The organism is Actinomadura livida, assembly GCF_014648675.1.
Classification (GTDB): domain Bacteria; phylum Actinomycetota; class Actinomycetes; order Streptosporangiales; family Streptosporangiaceae; genus Spirillospora; species Spirillospora livida.
In genome coordinates this window covers 95967-120425 of sequence record NZ_BMRO01000019.1, presented here as the reverse complement: position 1 = coordinate 120425, position 24459 = coordinate 95967, and the positions used below count along the sequence as shown (strand labels likewise).

General features: G+C 74.2%; 25 protein-coding genes. 20 read left to right on the top strand and 5 right to left on the bottom strand.

Annotated features, from left to right (window positions below):
• The first annotated feature begins 26 nt into the window (after nucleotides 1-26).
• The gene (locus IEZ03_RS33095; RefSeq protein ID WP_184886245.1) at nucleotides 27-1199 is read left to right on the top strand and encodes a CaiB/BaiF CoA transferase family protein; all 1173 of its coding nucleotides are present in this window, start codon (nucleotides 27-29) and stop codon (nucleotides 1197-1199) included.
• Nucleotides 1199-2590 (top strand): acyl-CoA synthetase, encoded by a 1392-nt coding sequence (locus tag IEZ03_RS33090; protein ID WP_184886243.1) that lies wholly within the window; start codon nucleotides 1199-1201, stop codon nucleotides 2588-2590. Before IEZ03_RS33095 ends, IEZ03_RS33090 begins: the two co-directional genes overlap by 1 nt.
• On the opposite strand, the gene IEZ03_RS33085 is transcribed toward IEZ03_RS33090, so the two are convergent.
• Nucleotides 2568-3176, bottom strand: a complete 609-nt coding sequence (locus IEZ03_RS33085; RefSeq protein ID WP_184886241.1) for a TetR/AcrR family transcriptional regulator — start codon at nucleotides 3174-3176, stop codon at nucleotides 2568-2570. The two genes, IEZ03_RS33090 and IEZ03_RS33085, sit on opposite strands and share 23 nt — an antisense overlap.
• A gap of 92 nt (nucleotides 3177-3268) precedes the next feature.
• Between IEZ03_RS33085 and IEZ03_RS33080 the strand changes: the two genes are divergently transcribed.
• The 6 genes from IEZ03_RS33080 (at nucleotide 3269) to IEZ03_RS33055 (ending at nucleotide 9017) form a co-directional block, all read left to right on the top strand.
• Nucleotides 3269-3910 (top strand): NAD(P)-dependent oxidoreductase, encoded by a 642-nt coding sequence (locus tag IEZ03_RS33080; protein ID WP_184886239.1) that lies wholly within the window; start codon nucleotides 3269-3271, stop codon nucleotides 3908-3910.
• A 47-nt stretch (nucleotides 3911-3957) separates the two neighbouring features.
• The gene (locus IEZ03_RS33075) at nucleotides 3958-5121 is read left to right on the top strand and encodes a pyridoxal phosphate-dependent aminotransferase (protein WP_184886238.1); all 1164 of its coding nucleotides are present in this window, start codon (nucleotides 3958-3960) and stop codon (nucleotides 5119-5121) included.
• Nucleotides 5122-5270: 149 nt separating this feature from the next.
• Nucleotides 5271-6263, top strand: a complete 993-nt coding sequence (locus IEZ03_RS33070) for a carbamate kinase (protein WP_229808727.1) — start codon at nucleotides 5271-5273, stop codon at nucleotides 6261-6263.
• A gap of 60 nt (nucleotides 6264-6323) precedes the next feature.
• A complete protein-coding gene (gene bar, locus IEZ03_RS33065; RefSeq protein WP_184886236.1) occupies nucleotides 6324-7439 on the top strand; it encodes a barbiturase in 1116 nt (371 codons plus the stop codon).
• A gap of 60 nt (nucleotides 7440-7499) precedes the next feature.
• Nucleotides 7500-8195: an SseB family protein gene (locus IEZ03_RS33060; protein WP_184886234.1), complete on the top strand. Its 696-nt coding sequence runs from the start codon at nucleotides 7500-7502 to the stop codon at nucleotides 8193-8195.
• Nucleotides 8196-8267: 72 nt separating this feature from the next.
• On the top strand, nucleotides 8268-9017 hold the full coding sequence (locus tag IEZ03_RS33055; RefSeq protein WP_184886232.1) for a phytanoyl-CoA dioxygenase family protein: 750 nt from the start codon (nucleotides 8268-8270) through the stop codon (nucleotides 9015-9017).
• Between the two features lie 7 nt (nucleotides 9018-9024).
• On the opposite strand, the gene IEZ03_RS33050 is transcribed toward IEZ03_RS33055, so the two are convergent.
• Nucleotides 9025-10032 (bottom strand): DUF2332 domain-containing protein, encoded by a 1008-nt coding sequence (locus IEZ03_RS33050; protein WP_184886230.1) that lies wholly within the window; start codon nucleotides 10030-10032, stop codon nucleotides 9025-9027.
• A gap of 78 nt (nucleotides 10033-10110) precedes the next feature.
• Here IEZ03_RS33050 and aroC point away from each other — a divergent pair, with 78 nt between their 5' ends.
• The 4 genes from aroC to aroQ all read left to right on the top strand — a co-directional run bounded on the left by aroC (nucleotide 10111) and on the right by aroQ (nucleotide 13470).
• Nucleotides 10111-11289, top strand: a complete 1179-nt coding sequence (gene aroC, locus IEZ03_RS33045) for a chorismate synthase (protein ID WP_184886228.1) — start codon at nucleotides 10111-10113, stop codon at nucleotides 11287-11289.
• Nucleotides 11290-11313: 24 nt separating this feature from the next.
• Nucleotides 11314-11874, top strand: a complete 561-nt coding sequence (locus tag IEZ03_RS33040) for a shikimate kinase (RefSeq protein WP_221481512.1) — start codon at nucleotides 11314-11316, stop codon at nucleotides 11872-11874.
• On the top strand, nucleotides 11871-12944 hold the full coding sequence (gene aroB, locus IEZ03_RS33035; RefSeq protein WP_184886224.1) for a 3-dehydroquinate synthase: 1074 nt from the start codon (nucleotides 11871-11873) through the stop codon (nucleotides 12942-12944). Before IEZ03_RS33040 ends, aroB begins: the two co-directional genes overlap by 4 nt.
• A gap of 82 nt (nucleotides 12945-13026) precedes the next feature.
• The gene (aroQ, locus tag IEZ03_RS33030; RefSeq protein ID WP_132046297.1) at nucleotides 13027-13470 is read left to right on the top strand and encodes a type II 3-dehydroquinate dehydratase; all 444 of its coding nucleotides are present in this window, start codon (nucleotides 13027-13029) and stop codon (nucleotides 13468-13470) included.
• On the opposite strand, the gene IEZ03_RS33025 is transcribed toward aroQ, so the two are convergent.
• On the bottom strand, nucleotides 13467-14042 hold the full coding sequence (locus tag IEZ03_RS33025; protein ID WP_184886223.1) for a TetR/AcrR family transcriptional regulator: 576 nt from the start codon (nucleotides 14040-14042) through the stop codon (nucleotides 13467-13469). The genes aroQ and IEZ03_RS33025 overlap by 4 nt on opposite strands.
• 123 nt (nucleotides 14043-14165) lie before the next feature.
• On the opposite strand from IEZ03_RS33025, the gene IEZ03_RS33020 reads away from it, so the two are divergent.
• A complete protein-coding gene (locus tag IEZ03_RS33020) occupies nucleotides 14166-14831 on the top strand; it encodes an enoyl-CoA hydratase-related protein (RefSeq protein WP_184886221.1) in 666 nt (221 codons plus the stop codon).
• Nucleotides 14832-14905: 74 nt separating this feature from the next.
• Entirely contained in the window at nucleotides 14906-15952 is a 1047-nt protein-coding gene (locus tag IEZ03_RS33015) for an LLM class F420-dependent oxidoreductase (RefSeq protein WP_184886219.1), read from the top strand.
• A 62-nt stretch (nucleotides 15953-16014) separates the two neighbouring features.
• Here IEZ03_RS33015 and IEZ03_RS33010 read toward each other — a convergent pair whose 3' ends face one another.
• Complete coding sequence (locus IEZ03_RS33010) at nucleotides 16015-17505, bottom strand: flavin monoamine oxidase family protein (RefSeq protein ID WP_221480804.1); 1491 nt, start codon at nucleotides 17503-17505, stop codon at nucleotides 16015-16017.
• A 169-nt stretch (nucleotides 17506-17674) separates the two neighbouring features.
• On the opposite strand from IEZ03_RS33010, the gene IEZ03_RS33005 reads away from it, so the two are divergent.
• The 6 genes from IEZ03_RS33005 (at nucleotide 17675) to IEZ03_RS32980 (ending at nucleotide 22522) form a co-directional block, all read left to right on the top strand.
• Complete coding sequence (locus IEZ03_RS33005) at nucleotides 17675-18751, top strand: M24 family metallopeptidase (protein ID WP_184886215.1); 1077 nt, start codon at nucleotides 17675-17677, stop codon at nucleotides 18749-18751.
• A 30-nt stretch (nucleotides 18752-18781) separates the two neighbouring features.
• Nucleotides 18782-19339: an elongation factor P gene (gene efp, locus IEZ03_RS33000; protein WP_132046302.1), complete on the top strand. Its 558-nt coding sequence runs from the start codon at nucleotides 18782-18784 to the stop codon at nucleotides 19337-19339.
• A gap of 34 nt (nucleotides 19340-19373) precedes the next feature.
• Entirely contained in the window at nucleotides 19374-19790 is a 417-nt protein-coding gene (nusB, locus tag IEZ03_RS32995) for a transcription antitermination factor NusB (protein WP_184886214.1), read from the top strand.
• A gap of 108 nt (nucleotides 19791-19898) precedes the next feature.
• Complete coding sequence (locus IEZ03_RS32990; RefSeq protein ID WP_184886212.1) at nucleotides 19899-20684, top strand: methyltransferase domain-containing protein; 786 nt, start codon at nucleotides 19899-19901, stop codon at nucleotides 20682-20684.
• Nucleotides 20685-20687: 3 nt separating this feature from the next.
• Nucleotides 20688-21971: a DNA polymerase IV gene (locus tag IEZ03_RS32985; protein ID WP_184886210.1), complete on the top strand. Its 1284-nt coding sequence runs from the start codon at nucleotides 20688-20690 to the stop codon at nucleotides 21969-21971.
• 134 nt (nucleotides 21972-22105) lie between these two features.
• Nucleotides 22106-22522, top strand: coding sequence for an SCO2097 family morphological protein (locus IEZ03_RS32980; RefSeq protein WP_132046306.1), 417 nt, complete (start codon nucleotides 22106-22108; stop codon nucleotides 22520-22522).
• Between the two features lie 189 nt (nucleotides 22523-22711).
• On the opposite strand, the gene IEZ03_RS32975 is transcribed toward IEZ03_RS32980, so the two are convergent.
• Nucleotides 22712-24459, bottom strand: a 1748-nt coding sequence (locus IEZ03_RS32975) for a transglutaminase TgpA family protein (RefSeq protein ID WP_189241261.1), incomplete at its 5' end; no start/stop codon positions are given.

Here is a 24459-nt window from a genome sequence, read left to right as displayed (position 1 = left end):
GTGCCGCCCCCCGAAGGAGGACGTCCTTGCCCGGACCGCTCGAAGGCGTCGTGATCGTCGACCTCAGCCGCGTCGTGGCGGGCCCGCAGGCCACGATGACGCTCGCCGACCTCGGCGCCAGAGTGATCAAGGTTGAGCAGCCCGACGGCGACGAGACCCGCGGCTGGGGTCCGCCGTTCGCGGGGGACGACCGGATCAGCACCTACTACCTGTCGATCAACCGGAACAAGGAGTCGGTCACCCTCGACCTGAAGTCGGACGAGGGCAGGGACACCCTGGCCAGGCTGGTGCGGCACGCCGACGTCCTCGTGGAGAACTTCCGGCCGGGCGTCCTCGACCGGCTCGGGTTCCCGGTGGAGCGGCTGCACGGGCTGAACCCGGGCCTGATCGTCCTGTCGATCACCGGGTTCGGGCACGACGGGCCGGAGGGCGGGCGCCCCGGCTACGACGCGATCGTGCAGGGCGAGGCCGGCGTCATGAGCGTCACCGGCCCCCCGGGCACGCCGAGCAAGGTCGGGCTGTCGATCGCCGACCTCCTCGCCGCGGGCAACGGCGTCGCCGGGGTCCTGGCCGCCCTGTACGAGCGGGCCCGCACCGGGCGCGGCACGGTCGTCCGCACGTCGCTGCTGGCCTCGGTGGTCGGCGCCCACATGTTCCAGGGGACGCGCTGGACCGTCGCCCGCGAGGTCCCCGAGTCGGTCGGCAACGACCACCCGGCGATCGCCCCCTACGGAACGTTCCGCTGCAAGGACGGGCAGATCCAGATCGGCGTCGCCAACCAGAACATCTGGCGCCGGTTCGCGCCGGTCGTCGGCCTCGACCCCGACGACCCCCGGTACGCGACGATCCCGGACCGCTCCGCGAACCGCGCCGCGCTGACCGCCGGCATCGAGCGGGTCCTCGGCGGCGACACCCGCGGCACCTGGCTGGCGCGCCTGGGCGAGGCGGGCGTCCCGGCGGGGGCGATCCGGTCGATCGACGAGGTCTACGAGTGGGAGCAGACCCGCTCGCAGGGCCTCGTCATCGAGGTCGACCACCCGCGGCTCGGGCCGATCGAGCTGCCGGGGCCGCCGCTGCGCTTCGACGGCGCGCCGCCGCGCGAGCACACCGCGCCGCCCCTGCTCGGCGAGCACACCGCGGCGGTGCTGGCCTGGCTGGACGAGATGGACCTTCAGGACGAGCGGGAGAGGGGCGAGTGATGGACCTGTTCGGAGAGTCGGGCGGCCCGGTGCGGATCGCCGGGCGGGAACTGGCGCGCGACGAGCTGCTCGGCTGGGCGTCGGCCGTCGCCGCCGAGATCCGCGGCGCGGACGCCGTCGCGGTGCACGCCACGGCGACGGCGGAGACGGTCGCGGCCGTCGTCGGCGGCGTGCTCGCGGGCGTCCCGGTGGTGCCGCTGCCGCCCGACTCCGGGCCCGCCGAACGCGCGCACGTCCTCGGCGACTCGGGGGCGAGCCTGCTGCTGGCCGCCGGCGGCGCCGAGCGGGCGGACGGGGAACCGCCGCTGGTCCCCGTCGACGCCCTCCCGCGCAACGGAAGCGAGCGCACCGGGGCGGACGCCGGTGCGACGGCGATGATCCTCTACACGAGCGGGACGACCGGCGCCCCCAAGGGCGTGCTGATCTCGCGGGGGGCGATCGCCGCCGGGCTCGACGCCCTCGCCGAGGCCTGGGCCTGGACGCCCGGCGACGTCCTCGTCCACGGGCTGCCGCTCTTCCACGTGCACGGCCTCGTCCTCGGGGTCCTCGGGGCACTGCGGGTGGGGTCGCCGCTCGTCCACACGGGCCGCCCGAAGCCCGAGGCGTACGCGGCGGCGGCGCAGGACGACGGCGGGAGCCTGTTCTTCGGCGTCCCCACCGTCTGGTCGCGGACCGCGGCCGACCCGGCGGCGGCGCGGGCGCTGCGCGGCGCGCGGCTGCTCGTCTCCGGCAGCGCGCCCCTCCCCGTGCCCGTCTTCGAGCGGCTCGCGGACCTCACCGGGCACCGCCCGGTCGAGCGCTACGGCATGACCGAGACCCTCATCACGGTCAGCGCGCGCGCCGCCGGGGACCGGCGCCCCGGCTACGTCGGGACCCCGCTGCCCGGCGTCGAGACCCGGCTGGCGGCCGAGGACGGCGGCCCGGTCCCGCACGACGGGGAGACGCCGGGCGAGCTCCACGTCCGGGCGCCGCTGCTGTTCAAGGGCTACCTCAACCGCCCCGAGGCCACCGCGGAGTCGTTCGCCGGGGACGGCTGGTTCCGCACCGGCGACATCGCGGCCATCGGCCCGGACGGCTGGCACCGGATCGTCGGCCGCGCGTCCACCGACCTCATCAAGAGCGGCGGCTACCGGATCGGCGCGGGCGAGATCGAGAACGCGCTGCTCGCGCACCCCGCCGTCCGGGAGGCCGCGGTCGTCGGCACCCCCCACGACGACCTCGGCGAGCAGGTCACCGCCTACGTCGTCGCGGACGGGGTCGGGGAGAAGCAGCTCATCGACTTCGTCGCCGGCAGCCTGTCGGTGCACAAGCGCCCCCGCGTGGTGCACCTGGTCGACTCCCTGCCGCGCAACGCGATGGGCAAGGTCGTCAAGACCCGCCTGGCGCCTTAGCGGCCCGCCTCCCGGGGAGCAGTTCGGCCAGGACGGGCCGGACGAGGTCGCGCGCCGCCGACTCCGGCGGGCCGGAGCCGGCGGGGCCTTCGGCGAAGTAGCGCAGGAACCCCTGCTGGAAGCAGGCGCCCATCAGCAGCGCAGCCACGGCGCCGGTGTCGGCGCCCGCCGCCACGCGGCCGAGCTCGCGTTCGGCGTCCAGGTACCGCGCCAGCGCCAGGACCGGCTCCTGCGGGCCCGCGCCGTACTTGCGCAGCGAGTCCCGCATCGTCTCCATCAGCCGCGGCTGCGCCACCATGGAGACCATCATCGGGAACGCGGCGCGGTAGAAGCGCAGCGCGCCGTGGACGACGGCGACGAGGTTGCCCTCCACGGTCCCCTCGCCGGCGGCGTGCGACGCGGTGAAGGCCGGCATCCGCTCCTTCAGCACGTGCAGCATCAGCTCCTCCTTGTCGCGGAAGTGCTTGTACAGCAGCGCCTCGGAGTAGCCGGCGGCCTTCGCGATCTCCTTGGTGGTGGCGCGGGCCACCCCGTCCCGGCGCATGACGTCCGCCGCGGCGTCCAGAATCCGTTCCCGCGCGCCCAATGAAGCTCCCTTGCGCCGAAGCCCGCCTTGACAGGTGAGTGAACACTGACCAGGGTAGGGGTTAGTAAAAATTCACTAACCGAGGTGGGGGCATGAGACTCACGATCTTCGGGGCGACCGGCGGCACCGGCGTCCGGCTCGTCCGGCGCGCGCTCGACGGCGGGGACGAGGTGACCGCCGTCGTCCGCGACCCGGCACGGCTGCCCGGCGAACTGCGGGAGGCGGCCGGCGTCGTCCAGGCCGACGTCGTGGACCCCGCCGCGCTCGAGGAGGCGGTGAAGGGGTGCGACGCCGTCATCACCGCCATCGGGACCCGCGAGGGCCGCGCGCCGACGACCGTCTGCGCCGACAGCACGCGCGCCATCGTCGCCGCGATGGGCGCCGCCGGGAGCCGGCGGCTGGTGGTCGTCAGCGCGTCCGGGCTGGACGCCGGGCCTGGCGACGACCCGCTGACCCGGTTCGTGGTCAAGCCGCTGATCCTGCAGCGGATCCTGAAGCACGCGTTCGCCGACATGCGCGCCGCGGAGGAGGTCGTCCGCGGCTCCGGGCTCGACTGGACGATCGTCCGCCCGCCGCGGCTCACCGAGGGCGCGGGCGCCGGCCGCTACCGCAAGGCCGTCGACCGCCACGTCCCCGGCGGCTTCACCCTGGCCCGGGAGGACCTCGCCGCGGCCCTGCTCGACCTCGCGGCCGACGCGTCCGCCATCGGGCACACGGTCGCCGTCGCCCGCTGACCGGCGCCAGGCGGATGGGCCGGGGCCGGCGCGGTTAGTCTGGTCGCGTGGGTGAGCCTCTCGTAGCGCGCATGCAGGGATTCGGCGAGACGATCTTCGCCGAGATGTCGGCTCTCGCCGTGCGGACCGGCGCCATCAACCTCGGTCAGGGCTTCCCCGACCAGGACGGCCCGCAGGCCGTGCTCGACACCGCCGTGGAGGCGATCCGGTCGGGGGCGAACCAGTACCCGCCCGGGCCGGGGCTCCCGGAGCTGCGGGAGGCCGTGGCCGCGCAGCGGCTCCACCGGTACGGGCTCTCCTACGACCCGGGGACCGAGGTGTTCGTCACCGTTGGCGCCACCGAGGGCATCGCGGCGTCGGTGCTGGCGCTCGCCGGGCCGGGCGACGAGGTCGTCGTGTTCGAGCCGTACTACGACTCCTACGCCGCGGTGATCGCGCTCGCCGGGGCCGTCCGCAGGCCGGTCACGCTGCGCCCGGCGGAGGGCCGGTTCACCTTCGACCCCGACGAGCTGCGCGCCGCGATCGGCCCCCGCACCCGGGCGATCCTGGTGAATTCGCCGCACAACCCCGCCGGGACCGTGTTCACCCGCGCGGAGCTGGAGGCCATCGCGGACGTCTGCCGTGAGCACGACCTGGTGGCGATCACCGACGAGGTCTACGAGTACCTCACGTTCGACGACACCGAGCACATCCCGCTGGCCACCCTCGACGGGATGCGCGACCGGACGGTGTCGGTGTCGTCGGCGGGCAAGTCGTTCTCCGTCACCGGATGGAAGACCGGCTGGGTGATGGCCTCCGCCCCCTACATCCGGGCCGTCCAGACGGTGAAGCAGTTCCTCACCTACGCGGTCAGCGCCCCCTACCAGCGGGCCGCCGCGTACGCGCTGGCGAACGAGATCCCGTGGGTGGAGGAGCTGCGCAAGTCGCTCCAGGCCAAGCGGGACCGCCTCATCACCGGCCTGGAGGCCGCCGGGTTCACCACGTTCCGGCCGCAGGGCACCTACTTCGTGCAGGCCGACATCCGGCCGCTGGGGTTCACCGACGGGATCGAGCTGACCCGCGCCCTGCCGGAGAAGGCGGGCGTCGTCGCGATCCCCTCGCAGGTCTTCTACGACCACGCCGAGGCCGGCGCGCACTTCGTCCGCTTCGCGTTCTGCAAGCGGGACGAGGTCATCGACGAGGCCGTCGAACGCCTCGCCCGCCTGCGCTGACAGACCCCTGTCGCGGCCGTGAACCCGCCCCCGTGACCGTAAGAGGACGGTCACTCCTGACCGGTTGGGCGGAGGTTGCCGAACGGGCGGCGCTCCTTGGGCTGCTTTCGCCCATGAGCGCCGTCCTCCGCGCGGGCTAGCGTTCGGCCGTGGGCTGGAACGGCGGGGACGCGCTCGACGGCGAGCGCGTCGGCGGGGAGCGGATCACGGGTGCGCGCATCATGATCGCGCTCGGCGGCAACGCGATGACCGCGTCGGACGGCAGCGCCACGCCGGACGCCCAGGCGGCGGCGATCGAGCGGGCGATGGCCCCGGTCGCGGACCTGGTCGCGGCCGGCGCGCGGGTCGCCCTCACGCACGGCAACGGGCCGCAGGTCGGCAACCTGCTGATCAAGAACCAGCTGGCGGCGGGCGTGGTGCCGCCCGTCCCGCTGGACTGGTGCGGCGCGCAGACCCAGGCCACCATCGGTGTGATGATCATGAACGCGCTGGAGCGGGCGCTGGCCGCGCGGGGCGTGTCCCGCCCGGTCGCCGCGGTCGTGACCCGCACGCTGGTGGACGCGGCCGACCCCGGGTTCGCCGACCCCGCCAAGCCCGTCGGCCGCTACTTCCCGGAAGAGCAGGCACGGCGCGCCATGGCGCACGGCGAGACGTGGCGGGAGTTCGGGGACCGCGGCTGGCGCCGCGTCGTCGCCTCGCCGGAGCCCCTGGAGGTCCTGGACGCCGGCGCCGCGGCGGCGCTGCTGGACGCCGGCCACATCGTCGTCGCGGCCGGCGGCGGCGGCGCGCCCGTCGCGACAGTGGACGGGACGCTCCGCGGCGTCGAGGCCGTCGTCGACAAGGACCTGGCGGCCCAGCTGCTCGCCCGGCGGCTGGGCGCGGAGATCCTGGTCATCGCGACCGACGTGGAGCACGCGATGACCGGATTCGGCACCCCGGACGCGCGTCCCCTGCACCGGACGACGGTCGCGGAGCTGGCCCGGCTCGCGGCCGCCGGGCACTTCGCCGGCGGCAGCATGGGCCCGAAGGTGGAGGCGGTGCGGCGGTTCGTCGCCGCGGGCGGCCGGCGCGCCGCGATCGCGTCGCTGGAGCGGCTGGGCGACGCCGCGCACGGCGCCTCCGGGACGGTCGTCGAGGCGTGACCGGGGTAGCTCGTGACCAGGGTAGTGACCGAGTGATCAGAGCAGCTGAGGAGCGATGACGTGCCCGATCCGATCGAAGTCCGCAAGATCCCCATCGAGAGCGTGACCGACGCGTCCGGGCTGGCCCGGCTGATCGACGACGGCGTCCTGGAGGCCGACCGGGTCCTCGCCGTCGTCGGCAAGACCGAGGGCAACGGCGGCGTGAACGACTACACCCGCCTGCTGGCCGACCGCGCGTTCCGCGAGGTGCTCGTCGAGAAGGGGACCCGCCCTGCGGACGAGGTGGGGCGCGTCCCGCTGGTGTGGTCGGGCGGGACCGACGGCGTCCTCAGCCCGCACGCCACGGTGTTCGCCACCGCCGACCCCGCCGCGGCGCCGAAGACGGACGAGCCGCGCCTCTCGGTCGGCGTCGCGATGAGCGACGTCATCCTGCCCGAGGACATCGGCCGCCCCGCGATGGTCGAGACGGTCGCCGCCGGCGTCCGCGAGGCCATGAAGACCGCCGGCATCGACGACCCCGCCGACGTCCACTACGTGCAGACCAAGACGCCGCTGCTCACCCTCGACACCATCAACGACGCCAAGTCCCGCGGCCGCGACGTCGTCACCGAGGACACCCTCAAGTCGATGGACATCTCCAACTCCACGACCGCGCTCGGCATCGCCGTGGCGCTCGGCGAGATCGAGCCGCCGTCCGCCGAGCAGATCCACAAGGACCTGTCGCTGTACTCGTCGGTGGCGTCCTGCTCGTCCGGCGTGGAGCTCGACCGGGCGCAGATCGTCGTCGTCGGCAACGTGCGCGGCATCGGCGGCCGGTACCGCGCCGGGCACGGTGTGATGAAGGACGCACTCGACGCCGACGGCATCTGGGACGCGATCCGGACGACCGGCCTCGACCTGCCCGAACGGCCCCGCACCGCCGACCTCGGCGACCGCCTCGTCAACGTCTTCATCAAGTGCGAGGCCGACCCGGGCGGCTCGGTCCGGGGGCGCCGCAACATCATGCTGGACGACTCGGACGTGCACTGGCACCGGCAGATCAAGGCGTGCGTCGGCGGCGTCGCGGCGTCCGTCACGGGCGACCCCGCGGTGTTCGTGTCGGTCGCGGCCGTCCACCAGGGGCCGTCCGGCGGCGGCACCGTCGCGGCCATCGCCGACCTCGGCCGACCGGGTTGAAGCCGTATCGTGTCCGGATAGTCACCCACGGTGTCCGGCGGAGGTTATAGCCTTCCTGGCGTGTCCGGACTGACCATTCCCGAACCACAGTTCCCCGGTGACGACGGAAGCGCCGACCCGCGGCTGTGCGAGGCCCTCGCCGGGTACGCGGCGGGGCGCGTCGGCGTCCACACCGTGCTGCGCCGGCTGCGGAAGGCGCGGCTGCTGGTGCCCGTCGTCGCCGTCCTCACCGAAGAGGAGGACGTCGCGCCCGGCGAGCTGCGCCGCGAGAAGTCGAGCGACATGGCGCTGCCCACGCTGATCGGCGACGACGGGCGGCGCGGCGTGCTCGGCTTCACCTGCACCGAGACGATGCGGGCGTGGCGCGCCGACGCCCGTCCCGTCGCCGTCCGCGCCGAGGACGCGTGCCGCGCCGCCCTCGACGAGGGCGCCGACGCCCTGGTCGTGGACGTGGCGGGCCCCGTCCCGTTCGCCGTGGACGGCCTGCGCCTGCACCTGCTCGCCGAGGGCCGGCCCATCCCGGCTCCCCACGAGGACCCCGACGTCCTCGCCGCCGTGGAGGCCGCGTTCGGCTCCGACCAGTCCGTGACCGGGGTCCGCGTCACCGAGGGCACGTCCGCCGACGTGGCCGTGCGGTTCGCCGTCGTCCCCGGCCACGACGAGCGCCGCACCGTGCAGCGCGTCTCCGACCGGCTCGCCGAGGTGCTGCGCGGCCGCATCGTCGGCGGCGTCGAACTGAACGTCGTCCGCCGGTAGGCGGCGCCCGGGTAAGCGGGGCGCCGATAATTCGCTGGCGGTCCGTCCCGCCCGGCGGGCACGCTTGGCGGCATGATCGACGTCGATTCGTTCATCGCCGACGGCTTCGTCCGGGTTGAGGGGGCCTTCTCCCGCGAGCTGGCCGCCGAATGCCGCGAGATCCTCTGGCGGGACACCGGCTGCGACCCCGCCGACCGCTCGACGTGGACGCGGCCGGTCGTCCGCCTGGGCGACCACGCGCAGGAGCCGTTCCGGGCCGCCGCCGGCACACCCCGGCTGCACGCCGCGTTCGACGCGATCGTCGGTGAGGGCGCCTGGCTGCCGCGCGGCGGCCTCGGCACGTTCCCGGTGCGGTTCCCCAGCGACGAGGAGCCGGGCGACGACGGCTGGCACATCGACGCCAGCTTCCCCGGCGACGACCCGGCCGACTTCATGTCCTACCGGGTGAACGCGGACTCCAAGGGCCGCGCCCTGCTGATGCTGTTCCTGTTCTCGGACGTGAGCGGCGACGACGCGCCCACCCGCATCCGGACCGGCTCCCATCTGGACGTCCCGCCGATCCTCGAACCGGCGGGCGAGGAGGGCCTCCCCTTCATGGAGCTGGCGGCCGGGGCCGTCCCCGCCTCGGAGCACCGCCCGGTCGCCCTGGCGACCGGCGAGGCCGGCGACGTCTACCTGTGCCACCCGTTCCTGGTCCACGCCGCCCAGCCGCACCACGGCAGGGAACCCCGCTTCATGGCGCAGCCGCCCTTGCTCCCCTCCGGCCCGCTCCCCGCGTCGTCGCCGGTGAGGATCGCGATCGACCGCGGCCTCGGGCGCTAGGACGGCGCTAGGCCCAGGTGATCGGCAGGCCGTGCGCCGGGCCCTCTCCGAGGACGGTCCGGCCCCCGTCCGGCCACAGGCGCAGCGTCACCACCTGGGCCGGATCGAGCCGGGACGGGTCGCGGGGCTCGAACGACAGGTGCGCGACCGGGGCGTCCCCGGTGGCCGCCGCTCCGGCGCGCTCCAGGAGGTGGAGCAGCCGGGCCGCCTCGTCCTCGGACAGGTAGGCCCACATCGTCGAGTGCCACACCACCGTCGCCACGCCCGGCTCCGGGGCCAGGTCCGCCAGGAAGTCGGCGGCGCCGGCCCGCACGACCGTCGCCGGGACCCGCGCGGCCACCTCGAACGCCGCCCGCAGCCGCGCGACCCGCACCGGCTGGTCGGGCCACACGTACGACAGGAGCAGCCGCTGCGCCTCCGGTGCCGCCGGGTCCAGCGGGGCCGGGTCGCACCCCAGCCGCTCGGCGACCGCGAGCGGCGCGTCCACCGGCGGAAGGCCCCGCCAGGCGTTCTCCAGCACGACCGGCGACTCGGGCCCGTACGCGCCGCCCTCGTACCGGAGCCGGAAATGGTCGGCGCGCAGGTTGAGGCCCGCGCTCGAACCGAGCTCCAGCAGCCTGACCGGCAGGCCCGTCGCCGCGGCCACCGAGAGCAGCCCCCCGACCAGCGCGGACGACCGCCCGACCTCGTTCGTCTTCGGCGGGACGGCGAGCCCCGCGCGGATCTCCGCCGCGTGCTCCACCAGGACGTCCCGGACCGCCGGCCAGGCGGCGAGGGGGTCCTCGGTCCCGCCCGCGGTCGGGTAGTGCGCCGCGAGGTCCGGTGCCCGGCCCTCCAGGACGAGCCGGTGGACCGTTCCCAGCATCCGCAGGAGGGCCCCGGGCACCGCCCGGCCCCCCAGCACCTTCGCGACCGTCCCGCCGGGGTCGTCCGCCGCACGCGTCAGCAGCTCCGCGTACATCGGCGACCCCAGCTGCGCGCACTCCCGCGCCTGGACGAGCAGTGCCTTCCTCATCGTCCACCTCCGCCGCCGAGCCTCTCAGATGGTGGACGGCGGCACGGGCGGGGGCGCGGAGTCAATAGGATCGGGGGCATGCTGCGCTGGTTGACCGCGGGGGAGTCCCATGGCCCGGCCCTGACCGCGATCGTGGAGGGGCTGCCGGCCGGTGTGCGCGTGACCTCGGGGGAGATCGCCGAGGAACTGCGCCGCCGGCGGCTCGGGCACGGGCGGGGCGCCCGGATGAAGTTCGAGCAGGACCAGGTGACGATCGTCGGGGGCGTCCGGCACGGGGTGACGCTCGGCGGGCCGGTCGCGATCGAGGTCGGCAACACCGAGTGGCCCAAGTGGGAGACGGTCATGTCGGCCGACCCCGTGGACGCCGCCGTCCTCGCGGCCCAGGCGCGGAACGCCCCGCTGTCGCAGCCGCGGCCCGGCCACGCCGACCTCGTCGGCATCCAGAAGTACGGCTTCGACGACGCCCGCCCGGTGCTGGAGCGGGCGAGCGCGCGGGAGACGGCCGCGCGGGTCGCGCTCGGCACGGTCGCCAAGGCGTTCCTCAAACAGGCCCTCGGCGTGGACGTGCTGAGCCACGTGATCGCGCTCGGCGAGGTCGAGGCGCCCGACGGCGTCCTGCCCGGCCCCGGCGACCTCGCCGTGGTGGACGCCAGCCCGGTGCGCTGCTTCGACGAGGCGGCCTCGGCGGCGATGGTCGCGCACATCGACGAGACCAAGAAGGCGGGCGACACCCTCGGCGGCGTCGTGGAGGTCCTCGCCTACGGGCTGCCGCCCGGCCTCGGCAGCCACGTCCACTGGGACCGCCGCCTCGACTCGCGGCTCGCCGGGGCCCTGATGGGCATCCAGGCGATCAAGGGCGTGGAGCTCGGCGACGGGTTCACCACCGCGCGGCGGCCGGGCTCGCGGGCGCACGACGAGATCGACGGCACGCCCGACGGCGTACGGCGGCGGACGAACCGCGCCGGCGGCGTCGAGGGCGGCATGACGACCGGCGAGGCGCTGCGGGTGCGGGCCGCGATGAAGCCGATCTCGACCGTCCCGCGCCGCCTCGACACCATCGACGTGAAGACCGGCGAGCCCGCCAAGGCCATCAACCAGCGCAGCGACGTCACCGCCGTGCCCGCCGCCGGGGTCGTCGCCGAGGCGATGGCGGCGCTGGTCCTCGCGGACGCGGCGCTGGAGAAGTTCGGCGGCGACTCCGCCGAGGAGACCGCCCGCAACCTGCGGGGATACCTGTCCTCGCTGCCCGTCAAGTGAACTCCGCCAAGTGAACTGGATCCGCTGACCATGCGACCGAAGGCAGTCATCATCGGGCCGCCCGGCTCCGGCAAGACCACGATCGGCGGCGCGCTCGCCGAGCGGCTCGGCGTCCCGCTGCGCGACACCGACGCCGACATCGAGCGGGCGGCGGGCAAGCCGATCGGCGAGATCTTCATCGACGACGGCGAGGAGCGGTTCCGCGAGCTGGAGCGCGCGGCCGTCGCGGCGGCGCTCGCCGAGCACGAGGGCGTCGTCGCGCTCGGCGGCGGCGCGGTCCTCGCGGCGGAGACGCAGCAGGCGCTCGCCGGGCAGACCGTCGTCTACCTGCGGGTCGGGCTGTCGGAGGCGATCAAGCGGGTGGGGCTCGCGGCGGCGCGGCCGTTGCTCGTCCTCAACCCGCGCAGCCAGATGCGCAAGCTCCTGGAGGAGCGCCTGCCGATCTACGAGCGGCTCGGCACCGTGCAGGTCGACACGGACGGCCGCGAACCCGCCGACGTCGTCGAAGAGATCGTCAAGGCCCTGGAGGACGCGGCCTTCGGCGGGGGCCGCGGGGGGTCGTCCCCCCACGAGGAGGACGCGTGACGCAGGCGCGGGTGCACGTCGGCGGGGCCGACCCGTACGACGTCGTCATCGGGACGGGAGTCCTCGGCGAGCTGCCCGGCCTGGTCGGCGAACGCGCCCGCACGGTCGCGGTCGTCCACGCCGAGGGGCTGCCGGAGATCGCCCGCCCCGTGTGCGGTGCGCTGGAGCAGGCCGGATACGCCGTGCACGCGCTGCCCGTCCCGGACGGGGAGGCCGCCAAGGAGGTCGGCGTCCTCGCCGGGCTCTGGTCGTCGTTCGCCGGGTTCGGCATGACCCGCACCGACGTCGTCGTCGGCGTCGGCGGCGGCGCGACCACCGACCTCGCCGGGTTCGCCGCGGCGTCGTGGCTGCGGGGCGTGCGGGTGGTGCTCGTCCCGACGACGCTGCTCGGCATGGTCGACGCGGCGGTCGGCGGCAAGACCGGCATCAACGTCCCCGAGGGCAAGAACCTCGTCGGCGCGTTCCACCCCCCGGCCGGGGTGCTGTGCGACCTGGCCACGCTGCCGACGATGCCCCGCGAGGACTACATCAGCGGCCTCGCCGAGATCATCAAGGCGGGGTTCATCGCCGACCCGAAGATCCTGGAGCTGGTCGAGGACGACCCGGCGGGCGCCGCGTCCCCGGACGGCCCGCACACCCGCGAGCTGGTGGAGCGCGCCGTCCAGGTCAAGGCGGACGTGGTGTCCGCCGACCTGAAGGAGGGCGGCCTGCGGGAGATCCTCAACTACGGCCACACCCTCGCCCACGCCATCGAGAAGGCGGAGGACTACCGGTTCCGGCACGGCCACGCCGTCGCGATCGGCATGGTCTACGCGGCCGAGCTGGCCCGGCTCGCCGGACGCCTCCCGGCGGACGTGGTCCAGCGGCACCGCGACGTGCTGGCCTCCGTCGGCCTCCCGGTCTCCTACGCCGCCGACTGGCCCGGCCTGCGCGCCACCATGAGCATCGACAAGAAGTCGCGGGGCGCCACGCTCCGCTTCGTCGTCCTCGACGGGATCGCCGAGCCGGGCCGCCTGGAGGCCCCCGACGAGACCTTGCTTGCTGCCGCCTACGAGGAGATCGGCCGATGACCGCAGTGGAGCTCCAGCGGAGCGAGGATCGTCGGCCGGTCGGCCGGGGGTCCGGGGGGCGTCCCCCGGAAGGGAGCAGCCGATGACCCGCGTGTTCGTGCTGAACGGGCCCAACCTGCGCCGCCTCGGCATCCGCGAGCCCGACAAGTACGGGACGACCACCTTCCACGACCTGGCCGGGCTGTGCCGGGACACCGGCCGCGGCCTCGGCCTGGCCGTCGAGGTCCGGCAGACCGACGACGAGGCGGAGATGATCCGCTGGGTGCACGAGGCCGCCGACGAGCGCGTCCCCGTCGTGCTGAACCCGGCCGCGTTCACCCACTACTCGTACGCGCTGCGGGACGCCCTCGCCCAGCTCACCGCGCCGCTCATCGAGGTGCACATCACCAACCCGGCGGCGCGCGAGGAGTTCCGCCACACCTCCGTCGTCGCGGGCGTCGCGACCGGGACCATCGCCGGCTTCGGCACGATGTCGTACGTCCTGGCGCTCCAGGCGGTCGCGGAGCTGGCCGCCGAAGGGTCCTAGCCCTCCCGGACGGCCTCCCGGGTCATGTCCTTCAGCTCGGTGACGACGTCGTCGAGGGGCGCGACGTCGCGGTGGGCGCGGCACAGGATCGTGGCGCCCTCGACCGCGGCGACGATCAGCCGGGCGAGGCGGGCGGCGCGGTCGTCGGCGACGCCGGCGTTGCCGAGGCCGGTGGCGAGGGTGTCCTGCCAGCGGCCGAACGCCGCCGCGGCGGCCGCGGCGAGCTGCGGGGCCTCGTCGTGGCTCTCCACGGTGACGGCGACGACCGGGCAGCCCGCGCGGAACTCGCTCTTGATCAGGACCTGCCGCCACCAGCCGACGAAGGCGTCCACGGCGGACGCGGGGTCGCCGCCCTCGGTGGCGGCGAGGATGCCGGCGTTGAGGAAGTCCCCGGCGTAGCGGACGGCCTCCTCGGCGAGCTGCGCCTTGCCGCCGGGGAAGTGGTGGTAGATCGACCCGCGCGGCGCGCCGCTGTGCGCGATCACGTCGCGGAAGCCGGTGCCGCTGTAGCCGCGTTCGCGGAAGAGGAAGGCGGCGCTGCGCACCATGCGTTCCCGGCTGTCGGTCCCCATGGCCTGATTATGACATTCATCATAAGGTGTCCGCATTGACCATGACGCATGTCATAGGAACCCTGGCATATGCCGGACGTCATACCGGCCGGCGGGTGTCGAGCAGGGACGAAGGAGAGACTCGTGATCGACCTCCAGCGCGACGGGGACGTGTTCGTCCTGCGCTTCGACGCGGGCGAGAACCGCTTCAGCCCCGACTTCCTCGGCGCGGCCGAGGGCGCGCTCGACACCGTGGCGAAGAACGACGGGCCGGGCGCCCTGGTCACCGTCGGGACCGGCAAGTTCTACTCCAACGGCCTCGACCTCGACTGGCTCGGCGCGAACCAGGACCGGTTCGAGGAGTACCTGGGCCGGGTCCACGGCCTGTACGCGCGCCTGCTGTCGCTGCCGATGCCCACGGTCGCGGCGCTGAACGGGCACGCGTTCGCGGGCGGCGGGATGCTCGCCCTCGCCCACGACTTCGCCGTCATGCGGACGGACCGGGGCTACTTCTGCCTGCCCGAGGTCGATCTCGGCATGACGTTCACGCCCGGGATGAGCGCGCTGATCCAGGCGCGCCTGCCCAAGCGCACCGCGCACGAGGCGATGATCACCGGACGCCGGTACACGGCGGAGCAGGCGGTGGCGGCCGGGATCGTCCAGCGCACGGCCGAGGAGGCGGAGGTCCTGCCCGCCGCGGTCGAGTGGGCGGCCTCCCTGGCGGGCAAGAACGGCGGGACCGTGGGGAAGATCCGCACGGACCTGTACGGGCCGGCGCTGGCCGCGCTGACCGGCCCGGCCTTCGGCTGACCCTCGCCCCCGGGCGGGCCGCCGGAGTAGGTTACGTTCGACTGAATCAGATTCGGTTACGGGAAGGGACGTCGATGCGCATCGGGATGGCGCTGAGCTACTCCGGCGGTTTCAAGGAGACCGTCGAGGAGCTCGCCGACTACGAGAAGGCTGGCCTCGACATCGTCTATGTCGCGGAGGCGTACAGCTTCGACGCGGTGAGCCAGATGGGCTACATCGCCGCGAAGACCCAGCGGCTGGAGATCGCCTCCGGCATCCTCAACATCTACTCCCGGACGCCGACCGCGATCGCGCAGACCGCCGCGGGCCTGGACTACGTCTCGGACGGGCGGTTCACGCTCGGCATCGGCGCGTCCGGCCCGCAGGTCATCGAGGGCTTCCACGGCGTGCCCTACACCGCGCCGCTCGGCCGCACGCGCGAGATCATCGAGATCTGCCGCAAGGTGTGGCGGCGCGAGCGGGTCCAGCACGACGGCAAGCACTACCGGCTGCCGCTCCCCGAGGGGCAGGGCACCGGCCTCGGCAAGGCCCTCAAGATCATCAACCACCCGGTGCGGGCCGACATCCCCGTCATGGTCGCCGCGATCGGGCCCAAGAACGTCGAGCTGACCGCCGAGATCGCCAACGGCTGGGAGCCGATCTTCTACATGCCGGAGAAGGCGCAGGAGGTCTGGGGCGAGTCCCTGGCCGCCGGGAAGGCCAAGCGCGACCCGGCCCTCGGCGAGCTGGACGTCGTCGGGCAGTCCCCGCTCGCCATCGGCGACGACGTGCAGGGCTACCTGGAGTTCGGCCGCCCGATGGCCGCCCTCTACATCGGCGGCATGGGCGCCAAGGGCAAGAACTTCTACAACAACCTCGCCCGCCGGTACGGCTTCGAGAAGGAGGCCGAGGAGATCCAGGACCTGTACCTGGACGGCAAGAAGGACGAGGCCGCCGCCAAGGTCCCGCAGGAGCTGCTGGAGAAGATGTCGCTGATCGGCTCCGAGGGCCACGTCCGCGAGCGGCTCGCCGCGATGAAGGAGTCCGGCGTCACCACGCTGAACGTCTCCCCGATCGCGGGCGACCACAAGGGCCGCCTCGCCCTCGTCGAGAAGGTCAAGGAGATGGCCGCCGACCTGTAGGCGGCCCCTCCCCGTCGCCGGGGGTCCGGCCGCCGCGCGGCGGCCGGACCCGGGACACCCGCTCACAGGGCGGCGCGGACCTCCGCGGCGACGCGCTCGCCGGAGCGGACGGCGCCGTCCATGTAGCCCGTCCAGTAGTCGGACGTCTCGGTGCCCGCCCAGTGGATCCGGCCGCACGGCGCCCGCAGCGCGGGCCCGAAGGCGGTGAGCGCGCCGGGCGGGGCGATGCCGGTCGGGCCGCCGCCGCTCCACATCTCGTTGTCCCAGCGCTGGAACGCCGTGATCCGCGGTGCGGCGGCCTTGTCGCCGAACAGCTTGGTGAACGAGGCGAGCCCCGCGCTGCGGATCTCGTCCGCCGACGCGCCGTCCAGCCGCCGGATGTTGGCCTGGTTCATGAAGCCCATCAGGATGCCGCGCGACCCGTCCGGCGGGCTGTTGTCGAACGTCGCGTCGATCGCCCCGCTGTCGGCGACCGCCTGCCCGGTCAGGCCGTCCGCCCGCCAGAACGGCGTGTCGTACACGCCGACGAACTTGGCGATCGAGCCCATCGGGTACCGCTGCATCAGCTGCGCCCGGCTCGCGGGCAGCGCCGGCGAGTAGTCGATCCGGCCGGCGATGGCCGGGGACATCGCGACCACGACCCGCTTCGCCGACACCGTGATCCCGTCCGCGGTCACGGTCACGCCGTCCGCGCCGGTCACGATCGACCGCACCGGGGAGTTGTAGCGGACGATGTCGCCCAGCCTCGCCGCCAGCCGGATCGGCACCTGCTCCGAGCCCCCGACGAACCGGGACTCCTGCGCGCCGCCCTTCGTGTTGATCAGCCGGTCGATCGTCCCGGGGGTGGTCTCGTTGCCCGCGGCGGCGGCGTAGTGCAGCAGGTAGAGCAGCGACACCTCCTGCGAGCGCATCGACAGCGTCGAGGAGGCGAACGCGTCCATCAGGAACCGCGCGCCGCTGCTCAGCGAGTTCGACCGGGACCAGGTGTAGAACGTCTGCGCGTCCCACTCCTCGGCCTTCGCCGCCTTCCACGGCTCGCCGACCGGCACCTGCTTGATCATCTCGCCGAGCCGCAGCAGCGCGATCTGCAGGTCGATGACGCCCCAGTCCGGCGGGACCGCGCCGAGGATGCCGTCGGTCTCGTACAGGGACCGGGTGCCGTTGCGGAAGTAGACGTTCTTGCCGGTGTTGTAGGTCTTGAAGGTCTCCACGCCCATGTCGCGGGTGAGCGCGGCGATGCGGTCCTGCGTGGGCCCGATGAACTCGGCGCCGCCCTCGCTGGTGGTGCCGTCGCCGAGCGGGAGGCCGTAGACGCGCCCGCCCGGCCGGTCCCTGGCCTCGAGGACGAGGACCGACCGCCCGGCCGCGACGAGGTCGCGGGCTGCGGTCAGACCGGACAGGCCGGCGCCGACGACCACCACGTCGGCGGTGGCGGCGGGCGAGGTGCGGGCCGCGGCGGCCGGCGCCGCGGCCGCGGAGGCCCCGGCGGCGGCGGCTCCGGCGGCGGCGATCGCACCTGTGCCGAGCAGTCTGCGGCGGCTGACTCGGGTCACGTGATCCTCCTGGGGGGAGTCCAAGAGCGGGGGACGGACGGTCACACGGCCGGTAACGCTAGGGCAGCGCGCGCGGCAAAGTCGAGGGTTCTTCATGTTTCGTGACCGCGCCGAGTCCGTGCGGCGCCGGGGATCCCCGCGTCCCCGGCCGTGCCCTAGAGTCCTGACCATGGGGGAGACGCACCACGCCCGGCGGCGCCGGCTCGCCGCACTGATCGCCGAACGGGACGCCGGCGCCCTGCTGGTGACCCGGCTCGTCAACGTCCGCTACCTGACCGGCCTCGACAGCTCCAGGGCCGCGCTGCTCGTCCCGGCCGACGGCGCGGCCGTGCTCGCGACCGACGGGCGGTACGCCGGCATGGCCGCGCAGGTCTGCCCGGAGCTGCCCGTCATCGTCGACCGGCAGGTCGCGGCGGCGCTGGTGACGCGCGCCGCCGCGGACGGCCACGCCCGCCTCGGCTTCGAGGCCCACGACGTCACCGTCGAGCAGCACGCGGAGCTCCGCGGCCAGGCCGAGATAGAGCTGGCCGCACTCGGTCACCTGGTCGAAGACCTCCGGCGGGTCAAGGACGAGGAGGAGATCGCCCTCCTGCGCGAGGCGTGCGCCATCACCGACCGCGCGTTCGAGGCCGCCCTCCCCGGGATCCGCGCCGGGGTCACCGAGCGGGAGGTCGCCGTCGCGCTGGAACGGGCGATGGTGGACCTCGGCGCCGAGGGCCCCGCCTTCGCCTCGATCGTCGCGTCCGGGCCGAACGGCGCCATCGCGCACCACCATCCGGGCGGCCGCGAGCTCCGCCGCGGCGACCTCGTCACCATGGACTTCGGCGCCCGGTACGGCGGCTACCACGCCGACATGACCCGCACCGTCGCGATCGGCGAGCCCGCCGGCTGGCAGCGCGACGTGTACGACCTCGTCCACCGCGCCCAGCGCGCCGGGCTCGACGCGGCCGTCCCCGGCGCGGAGACCAAGGACGTCGACGCCGCCGCCCGCGACGTCATCAAGGCCGCCGGGCACGGCGACGCGTTCACGCACGGGCTCGGGCACGGCGTCGGCCTGGAGATCCACGAGGCTCCGCTCCTGGGGTACGACAAGACCGGTAAGCTGATGGACCGAGTTCCGATCACAGCGGAGCCGGGGGTCTACCTCACGGGCCGGGGCGGGGTCCGCATCGAGGACACGTTCGTGGTCCGCGCGGACGGTCCGGAGCTCCTCACCACAACGACCAAGGACCTGCTCGTGCTCTAGCGCGCGGGACCGCGACCGGGAGAACAGCCAGTGGCGACGACGAACGACCTGAAGAACGGCATGACGCTGAACCTCGACGGCCAGCTGTGGACCGTCCTGGAGTTCCAGCACGTCAAGCCCGGCAAGGGCGGCGCGTTCGTCCGAACGAAGCTGAAGAACGTCCTGTCCGGCAAGACCGTCGACAAGACCTTCAACGCCGGCACCAAGGTCGAGGTGGCCAGCGTCGACAAGCGGGAGATGCAGTACCTCTACCGCGAGGGCGAGGACTTCGTCTTCATGGACACCCAGACCTACGACCAGCCCCACATCCCGGGCGCCGTCGTCGGCGACGCGGCGAACTACCTGCTCCCCGAGCAGAACGCCACGATCGCCTTCAACAACGACAACCCGCTGTACGTCGAGCTGCCCGCCGCCGTCGTGCTGGAGATCACCGAGACCGAGCCCGGCCTGCAGGGCGACCGCTCCACCGGCGGCAGCAAGCCCGCCACGGTGGAGACCGGCGCGCAGATCCAGGTGCCGCTGTTCATCACGACCGGCGAGAAGGTCAAGGTCGACACCCGCTCCGGCGAATACCTCGGCCGCGGCTGAGGATGGGAGCGGAACTTCCGAGCGGAGCGAGACGATGAGCGCTCGCACCAAGGCGCGCAAGCTCGCGCTGGACATCCTGTTCGCGGCGGAGCTGCGGGAGGAGCTGCCGACCGCGGTCCTGGAGGGGCGCGGCCGCCCCAACCAGGACGAGCTGGCCGAGTACCCGCACGCCGTCCGGCTGATCGAGGGCGTCCAGGAGCACCGGGAGCGCATCGACGAGCTGATCGCGACCTACGCCACCGGCTGGACGCTGGAGCGGATGCCCGCGGTCGACCGCAACATCCTGCGGATGGGCGCCTACGAGCTGCTGTGGGTCGACGACGTCCCCGACGGGGTCGCGGTCAGCGAGGCGGTCGTGCTGGCCACCGAGCTGTCCACCGACGAGTCCCCCCGCTTCGTCAACGGCCTCCTCTCGCGCCTCCAGCAGCTGAAGCCGTCCCTCACCCTGTAACGGCGGCGCTCCTCTGCAACGGCGTCCTCTCGGTAACGGCGCCCTCTCGGTAACGGCGTCGTCGCCGGGCCCCCGGCGCGGGGGTCCGGGCGGCTAGGCTGGGGCTCAATGAGCGACGTTAGGGGAGCCGCCGTGACCGGCCGGCAGCAGAAGCGGGTGCGGGGCGGCAGCCGGGTGCGCAGCGCGGTCCTCTGGGACGCCCTGCGCACCGTCCTCGACCGCATCGCCCCGGAGGCCGGGCAGAGCGAGGTCGTCGACGTCGGCGGCGGCACCGGCGGCTTCGCGGTCCCGCTCGCCGAGCTCGGGCACCGGGTCACCGTGGTCGACGCCAACCCCGACGCGCTGGCGGCGCTGGAACGCCGCGCCGCCGAGTCCGGGGTGACGGTCCGCGCGATGCAGGGCGACGCCGTCGACCTGCCCGACCTGCTGGGCCGCGACGCCGCCGACCTCGTGCTGTGCCACAGCGTCCTGGAGTACGTCGACGACCCCGCCGCCGCCATGGCGGCGCTGACCGCCACCGTCCGCCCCGGCGGATCGGTCAGCGTGCTGGTCGCCGGGCAGATCGCCGCCGCGCTGCACCGCGCGGTGTCCGGGCACTTCGACGACGCCCGCGCGGTGCTCACCGACCCGTCCGGGCGGTGGGGCGAGGGCGACCGGATGCCCCGCCGGTTCACCCGCGAGACGCTGTCGTCGCTCGTGCGCGGCGCGCACCTCCGGGTCGCCGAGCTGCACGGCGTGCGGATCTTCGCCGACCTGGTGCCGAGCGGCATGCTGGACGCCGACGCCGACTCGGCCGACGCCCTCATCGCCCTGGAGTCGGTCGCGGCCGTCCACCCCGTCCTGCGGGACCTCGCCACCCAGCTGCACCTGGTGGCCGACAAACCGGCCGGGTGACGCGTGAGCCGCAAGCAGCAGCTGCACCGGCCGGGGCCGCAGCCGGGGCCGCCCGCCGACGACACCGGATGCACCATCCTGCACGTCGACATGGACGCGTTCTTCGTCAGCGTCGAGCTGCTGGACCGCCCGGAGCTGCGCGGCCGCCCCGTCATCGTGGGCGGCGCGGGGCCGCGCGGGGTGGTGTCGGCCGCGTCCTACGAGGCCCGGCGGTTCGGCGTGCACTCGGCGATGCCGATGAGCCGGGCGCGCCGGCTGTGCCCGCAGGCGGTCGTGCTGCCGGTCAGCCACGGCAAGTACTCCCGCGTGTCCGCGGCGGTGTTCGAGATCTTCCGGTCCGTCACGCCGCTGGTGGAGGGCCTGTCGCTGGACGAGGCGTTCCTCGACGTGGCGGGCGCCCGGCGGCGGCTCGGCCGGCCCGCCGCGATCGCCGCCATGATCCGCGAGCAGGTCCGCGACCAGCAGGGGATCACGTGCTCGGTGGGCGTCGCGAGCACCAAGTTCGTCGCCAAGCTGGCCTCCACCCGGTGCAAGCCCGACGGGCTGCTCGTGGTGCCCGCCGACGGCGCCACCGACTTCCTGCACCCGCTCCCCGTCGCGTCCTTGTGGGGCGTCGGCGAGCGGACGGAGCAGGCGCTGACCCGCATCGGGCTCCGGACCGTCGGGCAGCTCGCGGAGACGCCGCTCGCGACGCTCCAGCGCGAGCTGGGCAACGCGACGGGCGCCCACCTGTACGAGCTGGCGTGGGGCCGCGACCCCCGCGAGGTCGTCCCGCACACCCCCGACAAGAGCATCGGCGCCGAGGAGACCTTCGACACCGACATCGACGACCCGGAGATCGTCCGCCGGGAGCTGCTGCGGCTGGCCGAGAAGGTCGGCGCCAGGCTCCGGGAGAGCGGGAACGCGGGCCGGACGGTGAGCGTCAAACTCCGGATGGCGAACTTCAAGACGATCACGCGGGCGCGGACGCTGGACGAGCCGACCGATCTCGCTCGTGTGATCTATGTCACAGCCTGCGCGCTCTATGAGGGTGCGGGGCTCGACGGGGTACGTCTCCGGTTGGTCGGGGTCAGGGTGGAGAACCTGGGCCCGGCCGGCGAGGCCCCCCGTCAGCTCGCCTTCGACGAGCCGGAACGCGGTTGGCGTGAGGCCGAGCGAGCCATGGACCAGGTCGCGCACAGGTTCGGCCGCGGTGCGGTCCGCCCCGCCGCGCTCGTCCCCCGTGCCGATGTGACCGATGTGACGGACGTGACGGCAGGGACGGAAGACAATGAAAGAAGGCTGTGAGGTGACCGGCACCGGGCCCTCGACGGGCCGTTCGCTTTCGTACGCTCGACAGTGCTCGTATTCTGGGCATATCACCGTTGACGTTCGCGTCCTGCATCGGATACCCCGCCGCGGGGCTGTCGTTGGGAGGTGCCGTGCCGCTCTCTGAGCACGAGCAGCGCATGCTCGAACAGATCGAATCGGCGTTGTACGCCGAGGATCCCAAGTTCGCTCACGCGGTTCGCTCGACCAACCCGCAGATCCACTACAAGCGCCGGATCGTCAAGGCCGCCCTCGGCTTCGTCGTCGGCGTCTTCGCCCTGATGGCCGGGCTCGTGATCAACGCGGGGACCGCGACCATCGCGATCAGCGTGACCGGGTTCCTGCTGATGGTGGTGTGCTGCGTCTGGGCGTTGACGAGCTGGAAGCGGATGACCGGTATCGGAAGCGACCCCGCGCCCAGTGCGCCCGGCGCCCCGGGCGGCGGTGGCGGCCGGCAGGCCAAGCCCGCCAAGTCCGGCTTCATGGAGCGCATGGAAGAGCGCTGGCGCCGCCGCACCGAAGGCGACTGACGCCGCCGGTCCGCTGATCGTCCCGGCTCCGCACGGCCCCACCGAGCGGAACCGGGACGTTCGTGTGCCCGGGGGTTGGCGCGCGGGGCCGCGTGTGCAGGCTGTGTGTGCGGGGTCGCGTGCGCAGGGTGGGCCCGGCTCCCGGGCTCACCCCCGGTGGATCACCCGCGGCGGCTCATCTGCGGCGGCTCATCTGCGGCGGAGGCGCGACGGCAGCTCGTTGACGCGCGTGGCCAGTTCGAGCACGCGGTCGGTCGCGGCCTGGAGCGTCTCCCGCGTCTGCTCCATCGTGGACGGCGGAAGCAGCCGGGCCCGCAGCCTCGCCCGGCGGCCCACCGACGCGGCGAACGCCTCGCGGACGGTGCGGACGTCCGCGCGCAGCCGGTCCGGCGGCTCGGGGGAGCGGGACAGCGAGTACCGGGCCAGTTCCTCCGCGCGGGCGATGCGGCCGAGGGCCCCCGCGCCCTCCGGGTCGAGTTCCAGCAGCTCGCCGAGGCGGCGGGCGGTGGCGCGCGGCGAATCGCTGGAGCGCCATTCGAGGCCGTGGTCCAGCGCGTCGGCGCGCATCTCCCGCCACGCGGCGTGCGCGGCGTCCGCCGGGTCCGGCGTCCGCGGCCGCCCGCCGGAGGCCGCGCCGGGCGGTCTCTGGGAGGGGCGTCCCGGCCGCGGCCCGTCCTCCGGCCCGCGCGGCGCCGTCAGCGCGGCCCAGCGGCGGCGCCGGGTGAGCACCCGCAGCGCCATCGGGACCGCCATGAGCAGCAGGACCAGCAGCCCGCCCGCGAGCCAGGGCGCCGCGGAGAACCCGTCCTCCTCGCCCTCCTGCGCGGCGGCCGCGCCCTCGGGGCCGGTGTCGCTGCGGTTGCGCGCGGCGGCGCTGGGCTCGGCGGAGTCGTCCTCGGCGGGCGCCGACGCCTCCGGCGCGGGCTCGGACCGGCTCTCCGGCCCGCCGCCGCCGGTGATCTGGGGAAGGCTGTAAGAGGGGGCGTCGGCGGTGCCCTGCCCGGCCGCGCCCGCGGGGGTCGGCTCGAACCGCACCCAGCCGGTGCCCTGGAAGTACAGCTCCGGCCAGGCGTGCGCGTCCCGGGACCGGACGACCCACTGGCCCGGCCTGACCTCCGAGCCCGGCGTGTAGCCCATCGCCACGCGCGACGGGATGCCGATGATCCGGGCCAGCAGCGCCATCGACGCGGCGAACTGCTCGCAGTAGCCGCGCTTGCTGTGCAGCAGGAAGTCGACCAGGTCGCTGCCCTGCTGCGGCGCCGGCGCGGACAGGTCGTAGCTGAACCCGCCGCTCTGGTTGAACCACCGCTGCAGCTTCACGGCCTGCGCGAGCGCGGTCGCCGACCCGGCGGTGACGTTCTGCGCGAGGTCCCTGATCTGCCGGGGGATGTTCCGCGGCACCGCCGTGTAGTGCGCGACGACCTCGGCGGGGTAGTTGCCGGCCCCGGCGAGCTGCGCGGTCGTCGGCTCCGCGCGCCGGCTCTCGACGGTGTAGGAGCGCCCGCCCGCGGAGTCGCGCAGCGAGTAGACCATCAGCGACGGCCCGTGCACCCGCCAGTCGCCTTTGATCGACACCTTGGACGGCGCGTACGGCACCGGCAGGAAGGTCATGTTCTTGACCTCGGGCCGCACCTCGACCCTGGTCGTCACCCGCCTGGAGGAGGCGACGGTCAGGCCCGGCGGCGGCGGGAGCTCGTCGCCGGTCAGCCGGTCACGGGAGCTGCTCTGCAGGGGGCTGTAGGTCCACCTGTCGCCGTCGAAGCGGTCGAGGGCGTACAGGCGCAGGTAGTCCGGCGCCCGCCGGTCGTCCGTCCGGTAGGTGAGGACGACCGAGTCGTCGAGCCGCGTCAGCTCCCGCTTCAGGCTGACCAGCGGGTCGGGCGTCGTTACGGTCTGGGTCCCGTCGCCGGAGCCGCCGCCGAGGTCGAACATCCCGC